The organism is Nocardia sp. NPDC050406 (genome assembly GCF_044459025.1).
Classification (GTDB): Bacteria; Actinomycetota; Actinomycetes; order Mycobacteriales; family Mycobacteriaceae; genus Nocardia.
On sequence record NZ_JBITIM010000002.1, the window covers coordinates 1,430,428 to 1,447,973 of the forward strand.

Below are 17,546 nucleotides of genomic sequence, written 5' to 3' on the forward strand. Positions count from 1 at the left end.
GCCATGAGCGCCGACGCCTACGCCGAGCACGACCGGGAACGCCTGGTCCCCGAGTCCGCCAAGACGGCCGGACTCAGCTGGTCCTCGGCCCCGGCGCGCCGCACCGACTTCTCCCGCGACCGCGCCCGGGTGCTGCACTCCGCCGCGCTGCGCCGCCTGGCCGACAAGACCCAGGTCATGGGCCCGCGCGACGGCGACACCCCGCGCACCCGACTCACCCACTCGCTCGAGGTCGCCCAGATCGGCCGCAGTATCGCCGATGGTCTCGGCTGCGACCCCGACCTCGTCGACCTGGCCGGAATGGCGCACGACATCGGCCACCCGCCCTACGGCCACAATGGCGAGAAGGCCCTGGACGAATTCGCCGACGCCTACGGCGGATTCGAGGGCAATGCCCAGAACCTGCGCATCCTCACCCGCCTGGAGCCGAAGGTCATCGACCCCGACGGCCACAGCGCCGGGCTCAATCTGACCCGCGCCGCCCTCGACGCCGTCGTCAAATATCCGTGGGGGCGAAGCGGTTCCGGTACCAAGTTCGGCGCCTACGACGTGGACGTCGAGCGCCTCGACTGGGTGCGTGACGGAGCGCCCGCCCGCCGCCAATGCCTGGAATCGCAGATCATGGACTGGTCCGACGATGTGGCGTACTCGGTGCACGATGTGGAGGACGGCGTCATCGCCGGACGCATCGACCTGCGCGCGCTGGCCGATCCGCTCGAACAGTCCGCGCTCGCCGAACTCGGTTCCGCACAGCATCGTTCGCTCTCGGTGGGTGATCTCATCGCCGCCGCCCAGCGCCTGTCCGAACTACCGGTGGTCGCCGCCGCCTGCGACTACGACGGTTCACTCGCCGCCTCGGTCGCGCTCAAACGCCTCACCAGCGAACTCGTCGGACGCTTCGCCACGGCGGCGGTGGAGGCCACGCGCGAGGCGTGGGGCGGTCGCCAATTGTCGCGCTACGCCGCCGATCTCGAGGTGCCGCGCATAGTCGCCGCCGAGGTCGCCATGCTCAAGACCGTCGCCCTGCGCTACGTCATGTCCGATCCCATTCACAAGATCCGGCAGAGCTCGCAGCGCGAACGCATTCGGGCGGTGGCCGACCAGCTGCTCGCGACCGCCCCGCACGGGCTCGACGCGGTCCTGCTGCCGTGGTGGGACGCGGCCACCGACGACACCGCCCGCGTCCGGGTGATCGTGGACCAGATCGCCTCCTACACCGAGAGTCGTCTGGAGCGGGTGGCCGCCACCATCCCCTAACCGGCCCCCAACCCGCCGGAAAACGGTCGAACCACTCCGCGTCTGTGTCACCCTGGATGGTGAGAGACCGTCGCGCCCAACCTTTTTCGACCCAGCGGGCGTGACGGAATTCGGCGAGCAGGGGACCCGATGCCGATGGTGCTCGATTCCATTGTCGACCTGGAGCGATACCCGATGGACAGCCGTTCGTCCGCGTTCCGGAAAACCCTGATGGCGCACTGCCGCGCGCAATTCCTGATCACGGGTGCTGTCCTATTGCCCGAGTTCTTGAAAAAGGGATTCATTTTCGATATTGCCCGCACTGTTTCGGGCTCGGGAAAAATGAGCGAAGGGGCGCGAGCGTGCCACCTAGGTTCCAATACCCGAATCGTCCGGGCTGAAACTTCTCCCTTGTTGAGAGCCGCTGCTCGACGCCGCTTCCGGCGTGGTGGGGGCCTCGAAGCCGTCATGTTCCGCAATTCCCAATCCAGAGTTCGACGCAACAATCCGGAGGGTCGAACTCCATTTAATCTGGACGGTTGACCATATGTCTCGAGCCGTGAGATGCGAAGTTGTTGCCAGGGATTCGGCTGTGCGATCCTTCACCCGGAGACATTCCATCGGGGGGAATGCGACCGATAGGCAATTCTCGAATGGAATTTCTCTAGAGGGGGATCAGTCGCTCATGGGCGATCAATTCCGCGTGCCGACCCTGGATGCGGCCGGGCTACGAATGGACCGAGCGGGTTTCGGCATCCGTTTGCGGGATGCGCTGCACGACACGGGGGTCTGTTATCTCACCGGTGCCGAGATCCGGCGGCTACCCGTCGCCGACGTGCTCACGGCCACCCGCGAGTACTTCGCCGGTGCGCCCGAATCCGGCGTGGTGGACTTCTCGCGCCTGCGCGAGGACGCCACCACAAGCGCACTGCGCCAAGTGGTTTCGGAATGGGCATGGGGACTCGCCGAACTCTCCACCGAACTGCTGGGCGCGCTGGCCCAGGCGCTCGGGCAGCCGGAGGACTGGTTCGACCGCCGCGTCGGACGGGAAGTGCGGCCACAACTGCTGCACGCGAGACCGAATCCCGAGGGGGCCGTCCACGGCGACACCGGATTCCTGACCTTCCTGCTGCCGGACCTGTTGTGCGGCTTGCGGATCGGCGACGATCTCGAGGTCGCACCGCGCGAGAACGCCGTGCTGTTGACGCTCGGCCCGGCGGCCGAGTCCGCCACGGCGGGCTACCTGCGCGCGGTACCGCATCGGATGTGGTCCCCGCACGCGCACAAGAGCCGGGTAGGCGTGACCGTCGCCGTGGGACCGAGCGGCGACGCGCCGAACTAGCCGTGCATCGACGAGGGGGAACTGGTGGCGGGCGGCTCTCGCTGTTCGCCGCCACCACTGCCCCCTCGTGGGATCAGGTGTGCATGGCGAGGTAGTGGGGGATGGTTTCGGGTGGGGGGCCGTCGGCGACTATGCGGCCCTCGTCGAAGACGAGGACTCGGTCGAAGTCGGTGAGCAGGTCCAGGTCGTGGGAGATGGCTATGACCTGTTGGGGGATCGTGCGCAGGAGTTGGGCTATGCGGCGCTTGTTGCGCAGGTCCAGGAGGGTGGTCGGTTCGTCGAAGATGACGTAGCGGGGGCGGACGGCGAGGACCGCGGCGATGGCGAGCATTTGCTTCTGGCCGCCGGAGAGCAGATGCGCCGGGTGGTCGCGGAATTCGGTGAGGCCGTACTCGTCGAGCACCTCGGTGACGCGCTGTGCGATCTCCGGCTTGGCGAGGCCGTGGTGCTTGAGGCCGAAGGCCAGATCCTCGGCCACGGTGGGCATGACGATCTGGACATCCGGGTCCTGGAAGACGAAGCCGACCAGTCGGCGGATTTCCCGGCCCTTCTTGCGGGTGTCCAGGCCGTCCACGCGCACGTGTCCGGTGCTGGGAATCTGCAAGCCGTTGAGCAGGCGCGCGAAGGTGGATTTGCCCGAACCATTCGATCCGATCACGCCGATGCGGTGTTCGGTGAGCGTGAGATCGAGCGAGCGCAGCACCTCGCGCTCACCGAAGGTGTGGCCGACCGCCTCGAGCTCGATCACGCGCGGGCCGGAATGAGGGGATAGGCCCGGCGCACGGCGACCGCGGCCAGTGAACCGATGACGGTCTTGACGATATCGCCCGGAATGAAGGCCACCGAGGTGGTGAACGCCTTGGTCAGCGGGATGTGCGCGGCGGCCGCCATCCACGGAATGCCGATGGCGTACAGCACGATCGCGCCGCCGAGAAAGTTGATCGCCAGCGCGATGGGCAGGTTGTAGTGCTTCCACACGCGTTCGGTGAGCAATCCGATCACCAGTGCGCCGATCGGATAGGCGAGCACGAATCCGCCCGTCGGCCCGAAGATCACCGACAGGCCGCCGCGTCCGCCGGGCAGCACCGGCAGGCCGACCAGCACCAGTACGACGAAGAGCAGGATCGCCAGTGCGCCGCGCTTGGCGCCGAGAATCGATCCGGCGAGAATCACGCCCAGGGTTTGCGAGGTGAACGGCGCGAACGCACCCGGCAGTTGGATGAGCGGGAAGAACCCGAGCACCACCATGATTGCCGCGAACAGCGCTATCTGCGCCAAATCCCTACTACGCACCGGAGCATCGTAGGGGAGCGGTGGTCGGGCTCTGGTACAGCGGTCCCGGTCACTGCAGCCCGCGTGCGTCCAGGGCCTCGCCGAGATTGTCCGCCATGCGCAGTGTCCGAATGAGCAGCGGAACCAGGAAGGCCGTACTCCGCTCGATCCCCCGAGCCCGCTGCGCGGCCCGCACCAACTCGGCCTGCTCCCGAATCACCGGAATGAACCGAATCGTCATGGCGACCAGCAGCCCCACCCGCTCCGGCCGCACACCAAGCGGTTTCAACGGCCGCAACACCCGCTCGACGGTATCGATCATCGCTGTCGTCCGAGTGGTGAGCGTCACCAAATTCGCCAGCAGCACCAGCGCCAACACCCGCTCACTCACCAGCACCGCACTGACCCAGCCCGTGAACACCCACTGCGCCACCGCGATCAACCCCAAGAACGGCGCGATCCCCACCACCTGCCGTCCGGTAACCCGCCAAGGAATCCGCGCCACCGCATACCCGCCGAGCACAACCCCCAACGCCACAGCCAGCCACACCATGGACGGTACAAAGAACAGCGCACTCCCCGCCCCCGCCAATACGAACAACTTGACCCCCGCGGGCACGGCATGCACCGGAGTCTTCGCATCGTGATAGAGGCTGAGCACCGCTGAATCCTGACACGCCCCCACGGTGCAGCCGTCCTGGGATGCTTGGTGATCTCTGGTCGGGGGTCGGAGCAGCCCCCCGGGGTCGTCGGTGCGAGCCTTCTGCAGCTCCCGGGGTCGTCGGTGCGAGCCTTCTGCAGCTCCCGGGGTCGTCGGTGCGAGCCTTCTGCAGCCCCCGGGGTCATCGGCGCGAGCCTTCTGCAGCCCCCGACTTGCCAACTCGCTTTTGGGGGTTCGGGGGCGAAGCCCCTGAGAGCTCCCCCGAGAGTTGGGCCCCGGCCTGTCCGGGTCGAGCGTGTCGGGTGCACGCGGCTAGACTCGCGGCGTGGCCGGACGACTTCCTGATCGTGATATCGCAGCGATTCGTGAACGCGTCCGGATCGAGGATGTCGTCGGCGAGTATGTCGCGCTGAAAGCCGCCGGGCCGCTGTCGCTGAAGGGGCTGTGCCCGTTCCACGACGAGAAGTCGCCGTCGTTCCATGTGCGCCCGCAGCACGGTCACTTCCACTGCTTCGGCTGTGGCGAGGGCGGCGATGTCTTCGCCTTCCTGCAGAAGATCGAGCATGTCGGATTCGTCGAGGCCGTCGAGCAGATGGCCGACCGGATCGGCTACAAGATCAATTACGAGGGTGGCGGCACCTCGGTGCAGCGCGACCGCGGCACCCGTGCCCGCCTGGTCGCCGCCAATGCCGCCGCGCACGAGTTCTACGTCGCCCAGCTCAACGAGCCCGAGGCCGAGGCCGCGCGCAAATACCTCACCGACCGCAATTTCGATGCCGCCGCCGCCCGCCAGTTCGGCTGCGGCTACGCCCCCGGCGGTTGGGACGCGCTCACGAAACACCTGCTGCGCAAGGGTTTCGAGTTCAAGGAACTGGAGGCCGCGGGCCTGTCGAAGCAGGGCCGCCAGGGCCCCATCGACCGCTTCCACCGCCGCCTGCTGTGGCCCATCCGCAATCTCAGCGGCGATGTGATCGGCTTCGGCGCGCGCCGCCTCTACGACGACGACCAGATGACCGCCAAGTACATCAACACCCCGGAAACGGTGCTGTACAAGAAGTCTCAGGTCCTCTTCGGCCTCGACTACGCCAAGCGCGAGATTGCCAAGGGCCATCAGGCGGTCGTGGTCGAGGGCTACACCGACGTCATGGCCATGCACCTCGCGGGCGTGAAAACCGCTGTGGCGTCCTGCGGTACCGCCTTCGGCGACGAACACCTCGCGATTCTGCGAAGACTGCTGCACGACGACAATTTCTGGCGCGGCGAGATCATCTACACCTTCGACGGTGACGCCGCCGGTCAGGCCGCCGCCCTGAAGGCCTTCGGCGGCGATCAGAAACTGGCCGGACAGACCTACATCGCCGTCGCCCCCGACGGTATGGACCCGTGTGAGCTGCGCCAGAAATCCGGCGACGGCGCGGTCCGCGATCTGGTCGCCCGCCGAGTCCCGTTGTACGAGTTCGTGATTCGCGGCCTGCTCGCCGAACACAACCTCGACACCCCCGAGGGCCAGGTGGAGGCGCTGCGCCGCGCGGTCCCCGTCGTCGCCCAGATCAAGGACAACGCCCTGCGCAAGGCCTACGCCACCAAACTCTCCGGCTGGGTCGGCTGGGACGATATCCAGCTCGTGGTCCGCCGTGTCGGCGAGGAGGCCCGCAAAATGGCCCGCGGCGGCGGCGCCCGCCCCGGCATCCCCGAACGCGAAGCGGCGCAATCGGTTACCGAACACCCCGCCGCCCGCCCCAACCCGCACGACCCCGTGCTGCTCCCGCAGCGCCAATCCCTGGCCGTCGCCATCCAGTACCCCGCCCTGGCCGGACCCCCCTTCGACGCCCTCGAGCCCGAAGCCTTCACCCACCCCGCCTACGTGGCCGTGCGCGCCGCCATCGCCGAAGCGGGCGGCGTCTCCCGCGGCATAGGCGGCGCCGAATGGGTCAACCTGGTCGCCGACCACACCCCCGACCTCACCCTGCGCGCCATGGTCTCCGAACTAGCCGCCGAACCCATCCCCGTGAAGACCGCCAACGACGTCCCCCGCTTCATCACCGGCGTCCTGGCCCGCACCCAGGAAGCCTGGATCGGCCGCCAGATAGCCACCCTGAAATCCAAACTCCAGCGCATCTCCTCCACCGACCAGCCCGAGGACTACTACGCCCTCTTCGGCGACTTGGTCGCCCTGGAGCAATACCGCAAGAGCCTGCTCACCCAGGCCATGGGCAACTCGGACGATTTCGCGATCGGTAGCTGACCGGGTGACTCGGTAGCGAACCGGACGGTCGTTCGTCTTTCGGTAGGCTGATCCCGCACGATCTCAGCTGGATGATCTCGACCGATCCGAGACCGGTGACGGCGGAGGTGGCAGGTGACCGAGATTTTCGTGGAGAGCGAATTCGCGCCGCTGCGGACGGTGGTGGCCGCGCAGAGCGAGGTGGCCATCCCGGCCTCGGTACAAGATTCGCCCGATATGCGCTTTCTGCCCGAGGATTCGTTGCGGCTCAACCCGATCGGGCAGGACATGCGCGATGGAGCTCCCGAACGACAGGCCGCCTGGGAACGGGAGCGCGAGGCGTTGTGCGCCGTGCTGGCACGGCACGGGGTGCGAGTGCTCCGGCCGCGAATGCTGACCGAGGCGGAGAAGGCCGCCGCGGGCGACGACGGCTACGCCAACTTCTTTGCCCGCGACCCGTTCTTCACCATCGGAAACCACGTGATCGAAGCCTCGATGCGGTTCCGGCACCGGCGCACGGAAGTGCTGCCGATGCGCGACATCATGCGCGAGCAGGTGTACCCGGCCGACTGCGGCTACGTCGCGGTCCCCATGCCGGAGATCGCCGAGCCAGGCGACCCGACGCTGGGACCCGGCCCGTTCCTGGAAGGCGGTGACGTCCTCGTCCTCGGCGAGCAGGTCTTGGTCGGGGTGTCGGGGCTGGCCTCCAACGCTCTCGGCGCTCAATGGCTGGCGAAGTACCTCGCACCCCACGGCTACACCGTCGAGGTGGTCCGCCTGGACGAACGCATCCTGCACCTGGACTGCGCCCTCGGACTGATCCGGCCGGGACTGCTGGTGGTGTGCGAGCAAGCACTGCTCGACGGATTACCGGAGACCCTGCGCGACTGGCGCCGCATCACCGTCGATTTCGACGCGGCCACCCGGCTCGCGACCAACGGATTACCGCTCGGCCCCGACGTTTACGTGACAGACCCGGAGTTCGCCTTCCTCGGCGAGAAACTCGAAGACCACGGCGTCCGAGTGGAATACGTCGACTTCGCCATCACCCGCTCCCTGGGCGGTTCGTTCCGCTGCAGCACCCAACCCCTGCTCCGGCGCAACTGACGACGGCGCGGCCGAGCTCAGCCCCGCAGCTGATCGTGCGGAACCAACACGGTGGTCCGCTCGTCCAGCGGCACCATCGGCTCCAACTTCGGCTGCGTGCTCAACTTGTCCGACAGCTTCTGCCGCCCCACCAGCACCAGCTTCCGAGTGACAGGACTCTCATTGATCGCACGGGCGGTCTTGCTGATCTGCTCATACCGAGCCCGTCCGGCCTTCGCGCCCAACACATACCCAGCCGCGACACCGATGATCAACCGAAGCATTACTGAGAGCTCCTCCCGTTTGCCTGTCCGCGCCTACATCCTGCCCGACACCAACCCCCGCTGTCGATCCGGCACCCCGCCCCACTCCCCACACATGTCCGCAGGTAGAACGGCGATTTGGGATCTAGCCAAAACGTACGCTAAAGTTTCAATCCGTTCGGCCAGCCAAGCCGAACAGGATCAATCCCCTATAGCTCAATTGGCAGAGCAGCCGACTGTTAATCGGCAGGTTTCTGGTTCGAGTCCAGATGGGGGAGCAAGAACAAGCCCCTGACCAGGTAATTTGGTCAGGGGCTTGTTTGTTTTCTCCATTGTGCTGGACCATTTCCGAAAGCATCAAACGTTCAGCGTCACAACGGTCGTCAGTGGGTCGCGTCCCTGCTCGAGTACCGCCGATGAGTCCGGTGCCCGCTGAGGCGACGCGATGTTGTGCCGCTCGGCGGTTCCCCCGCGAGTCGCCAGCTGTTTGGCGGCGGTTTCCGAATCCGGCGTCTCGGCGATCTGTGTGACGACCGCTTTCCGGAACGTGTACCGAGTCACGTCCGAAGCGCCTCATCCCGCCCCAGGGAAGACGGGCGGGCCAGGGAAGACGGGCGGGGCTTCAATATCTGGATGGTGAACGGCGGCAATGCGACAATCCGTTGTCCAGCATCGGTTTTCGTCCATTTCCGCCGAAGCAGCCCTTCCTGCTCGGCCTCGCGACGGTCGCCGAGACCGTGAATGTTGCTGGCTCCGTGGCGAAGTCGAACTGGTCACAGCATGCGGCCAGCACGCGGGTGTTCCCGGAATCTCCTTCCCTGCCAGGCACTTCCGAAGCTGAATCACCGCAACTGCCGAATTCGGCTACTGGACTTGGACTTGGCATTCCGATCCCCTCCGTTGTGGTGGGGGATCAGATTGTGTATACCGTCCAATCTGTCGCATGTGGTCGCTATTCTCCGTTATGTTGTTGAGCCGCAACGGTCTTGGAGGGGTGCGATGGTAGAACAGCTCGACGTAGGCAACGCCAAGGAGGGCATCGGCAGGACCGTCGACAGTATCGGCAAGGCAGCATCTCAGTTCGCCGGGCAGGTCGGCAGTGTCAGGGACGTTGCCAGAGTCAGGGTCGAGAAGCTGACGACGAAAGGGCCGGACCCCTACGAAGTGGCCGTGGCGGAGTACAACGGCGCCTTCACGGCGATGGCCGACAGGGGCTTGTCTCTGTTGCGTCAACGCGAACGTTCGACGGACCTGATCGAGCTGGTCGAGCAGTTGGTGAACAGCATCGCCAACACCCCGAAATCATTCGACACCGACTTCGACGAGATCGAGGTACATCGGAAACGGTTCCTGCACGCGGAAGATTTCGCTCAGAAAGAGCTGGAAGCGGCGCGGGTCTCAGCTGCCGGTGCCGGTGCCGGGTTCGCGGCGGGCACCGCGGTAGCGGGCTTGGCGCCTTCGGCGGCGATGTGGGTCGCCACGACCTTCGGGACGGCTTCGACCGGCACTGCGATCTCGACCCTTTCCGGGGCGGCAGCCAGCCAGGCGGCCCTGGCGTGGCTCGGTGGTGGCGCGCTGGCCGCCGGTGGCGGCGGCACCGCGGCGGGCACCACATTGCTCGCGCTGGCCGGTCCGATCGGCTGGACCGTCGCGGGCGCAACCCTGCTCGCGTCGATCGCTCTGTTCGCGAAGAAGAGGTTCGAGAATCGAGAAGCGAAGCACGAGGCGCTGATTGCGATCAAGCGCAATGCCACCCTCGTCGAGGGCATGGATGCTCAGATCGAGGATCTCCTTCAGCGGACGACCTTGCTCCGCGAAGGGCTGGTAAAGAGTTACAGCGAAGCGCTGGTGCACTTCCGCGCTGATTTCCACCTGCTCACCCCTGCGGAGCGGTCGGCTCTTGCTGCGTTGGTGAACAACGCGAAGTCGTGCGCGACCATGCTGAGCATGCGCGTCCAGGATGCCGATAGTGAGTGACGCTGCCGAGTTCGTCACGAACATCCAGGAACAGGCCGTTGCTTCCTGGGTGAGCTACCTCAACCAGCTCCGCGTAGACAACCTTTTGAGCGCGCTCAGCCAGCGGGACGAGCATCTTCGGGATGCGCTCGCCAGCGTCGACGAAGCCGTCAGGAAGATCGACCTCGAGGTGGTCGCAACCAACCGCGGCGGACAGCACGGCATGCACGGCTTCATCGCTGAGATCGCCGAAGTCGGGATCGGCAACGCCCGCAAGCAGATCCTCGGCCACGAGGCCGTCTACCAGTGGGTCAACGACAACGGACCCGTCGACCTGATGCGCGGAAGTGTCGAGATCCAGCAGAAGTTCGTTGCCGCCGGTGGCCGCTTCTCGCTGGGCGCGATCGCCGAGCACCTCCAGAAGTATCCCGAATACGTACGCAACGGTGGGAAGTACCAGATCCCCCGTGATCACTTCGAGGTGATCCAGCGGCTCCATGGCTTGTCGCCCGAGGAAGTGAGCAAGCTGCTGTCACGCAGTGGCGACGGACCTTCCCTCAGAGACTGGCAGCGGGTCCAGGTGTTCTTCCAAGGCGGATCGGTCGGGTTCGAATCGCTCGAACCCTCGGCGCTCGAGTACAACGAGGTGCAGCGCGGTGTCTACACCTCGACCATGGCGGCGGAAAAGGACTCGCTCCGCGCCACGGACCGGTCTCTGCGCGACGACGCCCACCGGCGCAGCGGACCGACGCTGCGAGAAGGAGGTACGGCCGCACTCACGGCCGCCGCGACTGCGGGCGGGACCACGTTCGTACTGGCAGTGGTCGCCAAGCGTCGAGAAGGCAAGCGGCTCAATGAGTTCAGCGGCCGCGACTGGATCGAGATCGCAGGCGAGACCGGCTCAGGTTTCGGCAAGGGTGGCCTCCGAGGACTGAGCATCTACGCGCTCACGAATCTCACCGCGACCTCCGCGGCCGTCGCCAGCTCGATCGTCACCACATCCTTCAGCATCGCCGAGCAAGCGAACAAGCTGCGCCGCAACGACATCGACGAACTCGAGTTCATCGAAACCTGCGAGCTCATCACCTTGGAGGCCGCGGTACGCGCGCTGTCCTCTTTCATCGGCCAAGCGACCATCCCCATTCCCATCCTCGGCGCCGTCATCGGCACCACGGTCGGCACTGTGATGTACAAAGCCGTCGCGTCGTCGTTGACGAAACGAGAGGCGGTGCTGATCCAGCGGTACCTCGACGAGCAGCGCACACTCGACGAGCAACTCGCCGCCGAGTACCAGGCGATACTGGACAGGCTGGACCGGAGCATGTCGGACTATCTCGGACTGCTCGAACGAGCCTTCTCGCCCGACGTGCAGGTCGCGATCGTCGGATCAATTGAGCTAGCGGTGGAACTCGGCGTGGCTTCGGACGAGATCCTGGATTCCGATGAGAAGGTCGACGCCTACTTCCTCGATTAGTGAGAGTGGCCGCAGCCGACGTGGCACATATGGCGGTGGAGGTCTGTAGGCCGCGATGGCGGGTTATTCGGACGCGCGATTGCGACTTTTCCGTAGCCTGGATGCGTGGAGCGTGGAACCGGTTGGGATTTCGCGGTGAGCGATGCGGTGGGTGGTCCGGCGGTCATCGGGTATCGCGATGTCGGGGGTGTTGGGTTGGATCTGAGGGTCGCCGGGGCGGCGGTGGTGACGCTGGTGGTCGAGTTCGGGGGTGGTGGGGTGGTGATCGAGGATGCCGAGGGGGTGCGGGAGGTCGGTGGATTTGTCGCGGGGCTTCCGTTGGGGGCCATGCGGATTCGGGGGGAGGGGGTGCAGTGTGTCGAGGTGCGGATGGCGCCGGGGCGGGCTTATTCGCTATTGGGTATCAGCCCAACGGATTTGGGGCGGGGAGTCGTGACGGTGGAGGACATGTGGGGGGTGCGAGGGGGGGCCTTGCGGGAGCGGCTCGCCGCTGCGGAGGGCTGGGGTGAGCGGTTCGCGGTGACGAAATCGTTTCTGGCGCGGAATGAGACGCCGTGGAGCGCTGATCCCGAGGTGCGCGAGGGGTGGGAGCGGATTCTCGCGTCGCGGGGGCAGGTGCGGATCGGGGAGCTCGCCGACATGGTCGGGTGGAGCCGTAAGCGGTTGTTGGCGCGGTTCGAAGCGCAGATTGGGTTGACGCCCAAGCGGGCGGCGATGCTGGTGCGGTTTCGGCATGCGGTCGACGAGTTGTTGGCGGGGCGGCCTGCGGCGGAGGTCGCGGTGGAGTGTGGGTATACCGATCAGGCGCACCTGTGTCGGGATGTCTCGATATTCACGAATGGGACGCCGGGGGCCGTGGCGGAGCGGCATTTGCCTGCCATTGCTCGGCAGCGATACCGGGCGTGGGGGAAATTTTTCCAATACCGGCCGGGGGTCGCCGCTCGATAGTGGGGCTATGCGCGACACCCTCGATTCGAGCAAGCTACAGACCGCACTCGACACTGTTCATCAGGCGGGTATGCCTGGGATTTTCGCGGAGGTGCGGGACGGCGCGGACTGCTGGCGCGGGGCGGCCGGGGTCGCCGATCTCGCCACTGGCCGCCCGGTCACACCCGATATGCGGCACCGCGTCGGGAGCATTACCAAGCCGTTCACGGCGGCCGCCGTGCTGCACCGTGTCGACCAGGGCGATATCGGGCTCGATACTCCGATCGGCCACTATCTGCCGCGGCTGGTTCCCGGCGAGCGGGGCGCGGCGATCACGGTCCGGATGTTGATCAACCACACCAGCGGCCTCGCCGAATACCTGCCGTACGCGTATCCGTCGCTCGCGGGATTTCCCGCCGTGGGCAAGACGACGCCGGAGAGCCTCGAAGCTCACCGATTCACCAAATTCGACGCGATCGAGCTGATCGAGATGGGCGTCGCGGCCCCTGCCGTCGGCGCACCGGGCGGCACGCCCGGGGTCTACTCCAATACGAATTACCTTCTCCTGGGCCAACTTCTGGAAGCCGTCACCGGCATCTCCGCCGAGAAGTGCATCACCCGTGACGTCATCGAACGCGCCGGACTGCGCGACACCGAACTCCCCTCCACACCGGAGATCGACGGACCGCATTCGCGGCACTACGAGGCGTGGTTCGGCATGATCGACCCGCCGCGCGACTACAGCGTCTTCGACATGTCGTGGGTGAGCCCGGCGGCCTCGCTGATATCCACCGTCACGGACCTGAACCGCTTCTTCGACCTGCTGTTCTCCGGCGAGCTCATCAGCCCGTCGGCGCTGGCCCAGATGCGCGGCACCGTCCCGGTCGTCTCCTTCGAGGGCGAAATCCTGGATTACGGTCTCGGCCTACAGAAGTCGACGCTGCCCGGGCTCGGCACCTACTGGGGGCACGAGGGCTCCGCCTGGGGCAGCGGTGCGATGTCGTGGACCAGCGCCGACGGCAGGCGGCAACTGTCCGTCGCGGTGAACCTCCAGCGCTGGCACCGCCTCGACGCCTCGCAGCGCCCGCTGCCCCACCCCATCGACGCCGCGCTGGCGGCTTTCGTTCGACTGGCCTTGGGCGGCTGAGGATTACGCGGAGGCCTGCATATCCGCCACGATCGCCGCGACCCGGTCGCTGGCCTGCGGCGCCCAGTGCGGGTGAGTGGTGACGTAGAGCCGATCCGCCTCCACGGCCGCCAAGATCATCTCGGCGGCGCGGGCCGCCGGGATGGCCTCGGCCGCGAGCTGTCCGACCGCGCCGAGGGCGGGTGCGAAACGCGCCCACTGGTCGGGAGCCAGCGAGGCCAACCAGCCTTCGGTGGGCTGCGGGGGAGTGGAATCACCGTCCGCGAGAAGGGGTTCGATGCCCTCGGTGATGGAACGCAGCATTCGGGTGTCGACCGGGCCGGGGCAGACCACCGTGGCCCCGATCCCCGGAGCCAGGACGCTCAACTCGCCGTGCAGCGTCTCGGTGAGGGAGACGACGGCGTGCTTGGTGGCGGCGTAGGGGGCATTGAACATGCCCGTGGTGACGCCCGCGAGCGACGAGGTATTGACCACGTGGCCGCGCCCGGCGGCGATCATGAGCGGCACAAAGGCGCGTATCCCATTGACGACGCCTTGAACATTGACGCCCCAAACCCGTTGCCACTCCTCGGGTTCCACCGCCCACACCGGTCCTCCTGCCGCCGTCCCGGCATTGTTGAACACCAGATCGACGCGACCGAAACGCTCCATCGTGGTGTCGGCGAGCCGCCGCACCTGCGCGGCATCGGCGACATCGATGGGAACCGACAGGGTGTCGGGGCCGAGCGCGGCGGCGACCTCGGCTACCGCGTCAGCCTCGAGATCGGCGAGCACCACCCGAATGTCGCGGGCGCGCAACGCCTCCGCGACGGCGCGCCCGATCCCATTGGCGGCACCTGTGACCACCGCGACCTGTCCACTGTGCAGTTTCATCTGTCTTCCCTTCCCTCCGAAGCGGTCGCGCGGTCGAACAGCGTGACCAGTTGTGTCGCATAGAAATTCACGTCGATCGTCGGATCCACGGCGTACCGAATACCGATGGTCTCGATGGCGGCGCGCAGCGTGACCGCCAGGACATGGGCATCGACATCGCCCAATTCCTCGGCACTCTGGCCCTCGCGTAGCGCCTGCTCGAGTGCGGTCAGCGGCGAGTCCGCGCCGGTGTCGTCCAGGAACGGCTCGCCGACGGCCGCGCGGGCATTGCTGTTGAGTTCGATGAGGGCGCGCAGCACGGCCGTCCGCTCCCGCATGAACTCCATATTCGCGGTGATGTAGGTCGCCAGCCATTCCCGGCGGTCGCTCGTGGCCGACAGCCGCGGCGCGATGAACTCCATCGCGGCGTCCTTCGCTGCCACCACCACCGCGCGCATCAACTCGTCCTTGCCGCTGAAGTGATAGGAGATCAGCCTCGTACTGCTGAGCCCGGCATGCTGGGCGATCTTCGCGAAAGAGGTGTGCGCGTACCCGTTTTCGGCCAACACCTCGATCGTCGCGGCCACGATCTGCTCGCGTCGCTGTGCCGCCGTCGGCGACAGCGCACCTGTTACTCGCATGAGTAACAAGTTACTTGTATGAGTAACTCCGTGCAACCGTGCCCCGCGACGATTCCATCCGATCGCCCGCGCGTGGCAGGATCGTGCGGCACAGCGGTTTTCACGACGAGTACGGGAGGTGGTTGTCATCCGTCTCCGATACGCGCACTACCGCAGGCGACGTCGGAACCTGATCGAGGTGCAGCGACAGGCCGCCCGATTGCGGCCGTTCACCATGGTCGAATTCGGTCGGATACTGGCCGAGGCGAGCGGGACTCCGGTTCGGATCGTGTCCACGACGAGCCTGCCCTCGGCCGTCGCGGGCCGGTGGTCACGCATCGGCGCGGGCGATCTCATCGAATACGACGCCGAGCTGCCCGAGATGGCGCGCATCAATACCGTGCTGCACGAGGCGGGGCATATTCTGCACGGCCACACCGGCGTCGAGCACCGGCTCGACGCCGGGCAGGCGCTGTGTTCGGTGCTCGGACCCGCCGCCATCGGGAATTTCGCGCGGGTCAGGTATCGGTCGGCGTACGACACCCGCAGTGAGCGCGAGGCCGAGAACTTCGCACGGCAGACCTTGCGCACCATCCTGTGGAGTGACGGCGACACCGGCCATACCGCCGAAATCCGTGCGGCGCTGGGTTTTCCGCGCACGAGGATCGAGTAGCCGTGGCGGGATTCCACACGGCGGTCGCGGCGCTGATCCTGGTCGGCGTCCTCGCGATGATGTGGCAGCTGCCACCGCAGGGAGCGCGGGGCGAGCGCGTCCCGGTGATCGTCCTCGCGCTGATCTCGATCAGCAACCTCCTGCTCACACCCGCCGCCGAGGCGCTGTTCGCGGGCGTCCGAGACAACACCTCCTACCTGCTGAGCCATCTGTGCGTGCTCACGGCGGTGGCCCTGACCACGGTGTATTGGGGTGACTACCTCGCGTCCGCATCGAGTGGCCGCCGCGCGCTGACCACCTGCGCCGGTTACGGATTCGTGCTCGTCGCCCTGGTGGTGCTGTTCGCGACCTCGCCGCAGCGGCCGCACGGCCTGGGGTTCGGCCGGGAATTCGCCGAGAGCCCGGGCATGCAGCTCTACTGGATTCTCCAGGCCATCATGATGATTCACGCGCTGTCCGCACTGGCAGGCGTGGCGGCCCGTGCCCGCGCGCGGGAACGCCACTGGCGGCGCGGGCTTTTGAGCGTTCTGACCGGCGTCGCCGTGCTGTTCGCCGTCTACGAGGTATGGGTGATCGTCGTCGTCACCGTCTGGCCCACCGTGCCGCCGCTATGGGCGCAATGGATCACCAGCACGTTCCAGATCGGGGCGACCATGCTGCTGGTCGCGGGCGCGATCGCCCCCGCGGTGCTGGGGGTGCTGCGCAGCGCCCGTCTGGCCCGGTCCTATATCGAACAACTTGCGCCCCTGCACGATTGGCTGACACGGCGCTACCCGCAGGTGCGGTTCCGCACGCGGCTCGTCCGGCGGGCCGAAACGCGCGTCACCGATATGCTCATCGAGATCAGCGATGCCCTACGGCTCCTGCAACGCGATGCGCCGACGGTGGCGGCCGCCTACGGCCTGGACCACGACACCCTCCGTGCCGCCGCCGACGGCAGCTCCCAGCACGCCGCCTACGAGCTCGGCGCGGCCCGCCTGTTCCGCTCCCGAAACCGACTGCCCCACACAGAGAATTTGATGCTGTAGCATGGCCGCGACATCGAAGGCGATCTCAGGGGGCGTGGTATGAGCGGGTCTGCCTTCTCGGACCGACTCGAATATCTGTTCCGAACGCTGCCCAATCCCAAGGGCCGCCGCTACACCGCCGACGAGATCGCGCGCCGATCCACCGAACTCGGCTACCCGATCTCGGCAGTCTATGTCGCACAACTGCGTTCGGGCCTGAAACAGAACCCCTCGCTCAAGCACGCCACCGGTCTGGCCGCCGCCTTCGGTGTGGACATCCGCCTGTTCACCGACGACGACGTCTGGCAGCGCGGCCGCGAGGAGATCGAGTACCTGCGCCTCAGCACCGCCCCGGGCCTGGAAGCCGTGGCATTCCGGGCCGTGGACCTGTCCCAGCAGTCCCTGGCCTCGCTGATCGACTACCTGAAGTTCCTGCGCGTCCAAGAGGGCCTGCCCGCTGACCCGCCGGACCTCCCCGAAACCTCATCGTGAACGGCTGACGTTCACACCGAACCGGTCACCGACGACGTCACATTCCATTCGTTCGGGTGGCCGTGTACCGACGGGTCGTAGAGGACCACGAACCAGAACTGCTGCGGCGACGACAGCGGGAACGGCCCTACGGCCAGTTCCTCGGAGGTGTAGCGGTCGTCGCTGACGGTACGGACCCATTTGGGAGTGCGGTCCTGTTGATCGAGCCACTTCTGATAGACCGAGCGGGATGGCTTGGCGGCCATGATCACCGACAGCAGGGGCAGTGCTTCGAGGTCCGCGGTCGTCGAGACGAACCGAAGCTCGCCCGTCAT

General features: G+C 66.6%; 19 protein-coding genes and 1 tRNA gene. 13 read left to right on the forward strand and 7 right to left on the reverse strand.

Annotation, left to right across the window (positions count from 1 at the left end):
• The first annotated feature begins 3 nt into the window (after window positions 1-3).
• The 3 genes from ACIBH2_RS19780 (at window position 4) to ACIBH2_RS19790 (ending at window position 2,578) form a co-directional block, all read left to right on the forward strand.
• Window positions 4-1,257 (forward strand): deoxyguanosinetriphosphate triphosphohydrolase, encoded by a 1,254-nt coding sequence (locus ACIBH2_RS19780; protein WP_397119337.1) that lies wholly within the window; start codon window positions 4-6, stop codon window positions 1,255-1,257.
• A gap of 129 nt (window positions 1,258-1,386) precedes the next feature.
• Window positions 1,387-1,779 carry a hypothetical protein gene (locus tag ACIBH2_RS19785; protein ID WP_397119339.1) on the forward strand — a complete coding sequence of 131 codons (393 nt, stop codon included), beginning with the start codon at window positions 1,387-1,389 and terminating at the stop codon, window positions 1,777-1,779.
• Window positions 1,780-1,921: 142 nt separating this feature from the next.
• A complete protein-coding gene (locus tag ACIBH2_RS19790) occupies window positions 1,922-2,578 on the forward strand; it encodes a 2OG-Fe(II) oxygenase family protein (RefSeq protein WP_397119341.1) in 657 nt (218 codons plus the stop codon).
• A gap of 73 nt (window positions 2,579-2,651) precedes the next feature.
• Here ACIBH2_RS19790 and ACIBH2_RS19795 read toward each other — a convergent pair whose 3' ends face one another.
• From ACIBH2_RS19795 to ACIBH2_RS19805, 3 genes are read right to left on the reverse strand one after another with little or no spacing between them, the layout of a single operon-like run.
• The gene (locus ACIBH2_RS19795) at window positions 2,652-3,326 is read right to left on the reverse strand and encodes an energy-coupling factor ABC transporter ATP-binding protein (protein WP_397119342.1); all 675 of its coding nucleotides are present in this window, start codon (window positions 3,324-3,326) and stop codon (window positions 2,652-2,654) included.
• Window positions 3,323-3,871, reverse strand: a complete 549-nt coding sequence (locus tag ACIBH2_RS19800) for a biotin transporter BioY (RefSeq protein WP_397119343.1) — start codon at window positions 3,869-3,871, stop codon at window positions 3,323-3,325. Before ACIBH2_RS19800 ends, ACIBH2_RS19795 begins: the two co-directional genes overlap by 4 nt.
• 49 nt (window positions 3,872-3,920) lie before the next feature.
• Window positions 3,921-4,511 carry an energy-coupling factor transporter transmembrane component T family protein gene (locus ACIBH2_RS19805; RefSeq protein ID WP_397119344.1) on the reverse strand — a complete coding sequence of 197 codons (591 nt, stop codon included), beginning with the start codon at window positions 4,509-4,511 and terminating at the stop codon, window positions 3,921-3,923.
• A 325-nt stretch (window positions 4,512-4,836) separates the two neighbouring features.
• Between ACIBH2_RS19805 and dnaG the strand changes: the two genes are divergently transcribed.
• Entirely contained in the window at window positions 4,837-6,756 is a 1,920-nt protein-coding gene (dnaG, locus tag ACIBH2_RS19810) for a DNA primase (RefSeq protein WP_397119345.1), read from the forward strand.
• 114 nt (window positions 6,757-6,870) lie between these two features.
• Window positions 6,871-7,842, forward strand: a complete 972-nt coding sequence (locus ACIBH2_RS19815; RefSeq protein WP_397119347.1) for a dimethylarginine dimethylaminohydrolase family protein — start codon at window positions 6,871-6,873, stop codon at window positions 7,840-7,842.
• 17 nt (window positions 7,843-7,859) lie between these two features.
• On the opposite strand, the gene ACIBH2_RS19820 is transcribed toward ACIBH2_RS19815, so the two are convergent.
• A complete protein-coding gene (locus ACIBH2_RS19820; protein WP_397119349.1) occupies window positions 7,860-8,105 on the reverse strand; it encodes a hypothetical protein in 246 nt (81 codons plus the stop codon).
• 184 nt (window positions 8,106-8,289) lie between these two features.
• Here ACIBH2_RS19820 and ACIBH2_RS19825 point away from each other — a divergent pair.
• The 5 genes from ACIBH2_RS19825 to ACIBH2_RS19845 all read left to right on the forward strand — a co-directional run bounded on the left by ACIBH2_RS19825 (window position 8,290) and on the right by ACIBH2_RS19845 (window position 13,588).
• Window positions 8,290-8,362, forward strand: a tRNA-Asn gene (locus ACIBH2_RS19825).
• A 721-nt stretch (window positions 8,363-9,083) separates the two neighbouring features.
• A complete protein-coding gene (locus ACIBH2_RS19830) occupies window positions 9,084-10,061 on the forward strand; it encodes a hypothetical protein (protein ID WP_397119351.1) in 978 nt (325 codons plus the stop codon).
• Complete coding sequence (locus tag ACIBH2_RS19835; RefSeq protein WP_397119353.1) at window positions 10,045-11,514, forward strand: hypothetical protein; 1,470 nt, start codon at window positions 10,045-10,047, stop codon at window positions 11,512-11,514. The genes ACIBH2_RS19830 and ACIBH2_RS19835 overlap by 17 nt, the downstream gene beginning before the upstream one ends.
• Before the next feature lie 225 nt (window positions 11,515-11,739).
• Window positions 11,740-12,462 (forward strand): helix-turn-helix domain-containing protein, encoded by a 723-nt coding sequence (locus tag ACIBH2_RS19840; RefSeq protein ID WP_397119355.1) that lies wholly within the window; start codon window positions 11,740-11,742, stop codon window positions 12,460-12,462.
• Window positions 12,463-12,469: 7 nt separating this feature from the next.
• Window positions 12,470-13,588, forward strand: a complete 1,119-nt coding sequence (locus ACIBH2_RS19845; protein ID WP_397119357.1) for a serine hydrolase domain-containing protein — start codon at window positions 12,470-12,472, stop codon at window positions 13,586-13,588.
• 3 nt (window positions 13,589-13,591) lie between these two features.
• On the opposite strand, the gene ACIBH2_RS19850 is transcribed toward ACIBH2_RS19845, so the two are convergent.
• Entirely contained in the window at window positions 13,592-14,461 is an 870-nt protein-coding gene (locus tag ACIBH2_RS19850) for an SDR family NAD(P)-dependent oxidoreductase (protein ID WP_397119359.1), read from the reverse strand.
• Window positions 14,458-15,081 carry a TetR/AcrR family transcriptional regulator gene (locus ACIBH2_RS19855; protein WP_397119361.1) on the reverse strand — a complete coding sequence of 208 codons (624 nt, stop codon included), beginning with the start codon at window positions 15,079-15,081 and terminating at the stop codon, window positions 14,458-14,460. The genes ACIBH2_RS19850 and ACIBH2_RS19855 overlap by 4 nt, the downstream gene beginning before the upstream one ends.
• Window positions 15,082-15,259: 178 nt before the next feature.
• On the opposite strand from ACIBH2_RS19855, the gene ACIBH2_RS19860 reads away from it, so the two are divergent.
• Genes ACIBH2_RS19860 through ACIBH2_RS19870 form a run of 3 tightly spaced genes read left to right on the forward strand, consistent with a single transcriptional unit; the run spans window position 15,260 to window position 17,232 of the window.
• A complete protein-coding gene (locus ACIBH2_RS19860) occupies window positions 15,260-15,733 on the forward strand; it encodes a hypothetical protein (protein ID WP_397119363.1) in 474 nt (157 codons plus the stop codon).
• A 2-nt stretch (window positions 15,734-15,735) separates the two neighbouring features.
• Window positions 15,736-16,761 carry a hypothetical protein gene (locus ACIBH2_RS19865; protein ID WP_397119365.1) on the forward strand — a complete coding sequence of 342 codons (1,026 nt, stop codon included), beginning with the start codon at window positions 15,736-15,738 and terminating at the stop codon, window positions 16,759-16,761.
• Between the two features lie 39 nt (window positions 16,762-16,800).
• A complete protein-coding gene (locus ACIBH2_RS19870; protein ID WP_397119367.1) occupies window positions 16,801-17,232 on the forward strand; it encodes an XRE family transcriptional regulator in 432 nt (143 codons plus the stop codon).
• Between the two features lie 11 nt (window positions 17,233-17,243).
• On the opposite strand, the gene ACIBH2_RS19875 is transcribed toward ACIBH2_RS19870, so the two are convergent.
• Window positions 17,244-17,546 carry a hypothetical protein gene (locus ACIBH2_RS19875; RefSeq protein WP_397119369.1) on the reverse strand — a complete coding sequence of 101 codons (303 nt, stop codon included), beginning with the start codon at window positions 17,544-17,546 and terminating at the stop codon, window positions 17,244-17,246.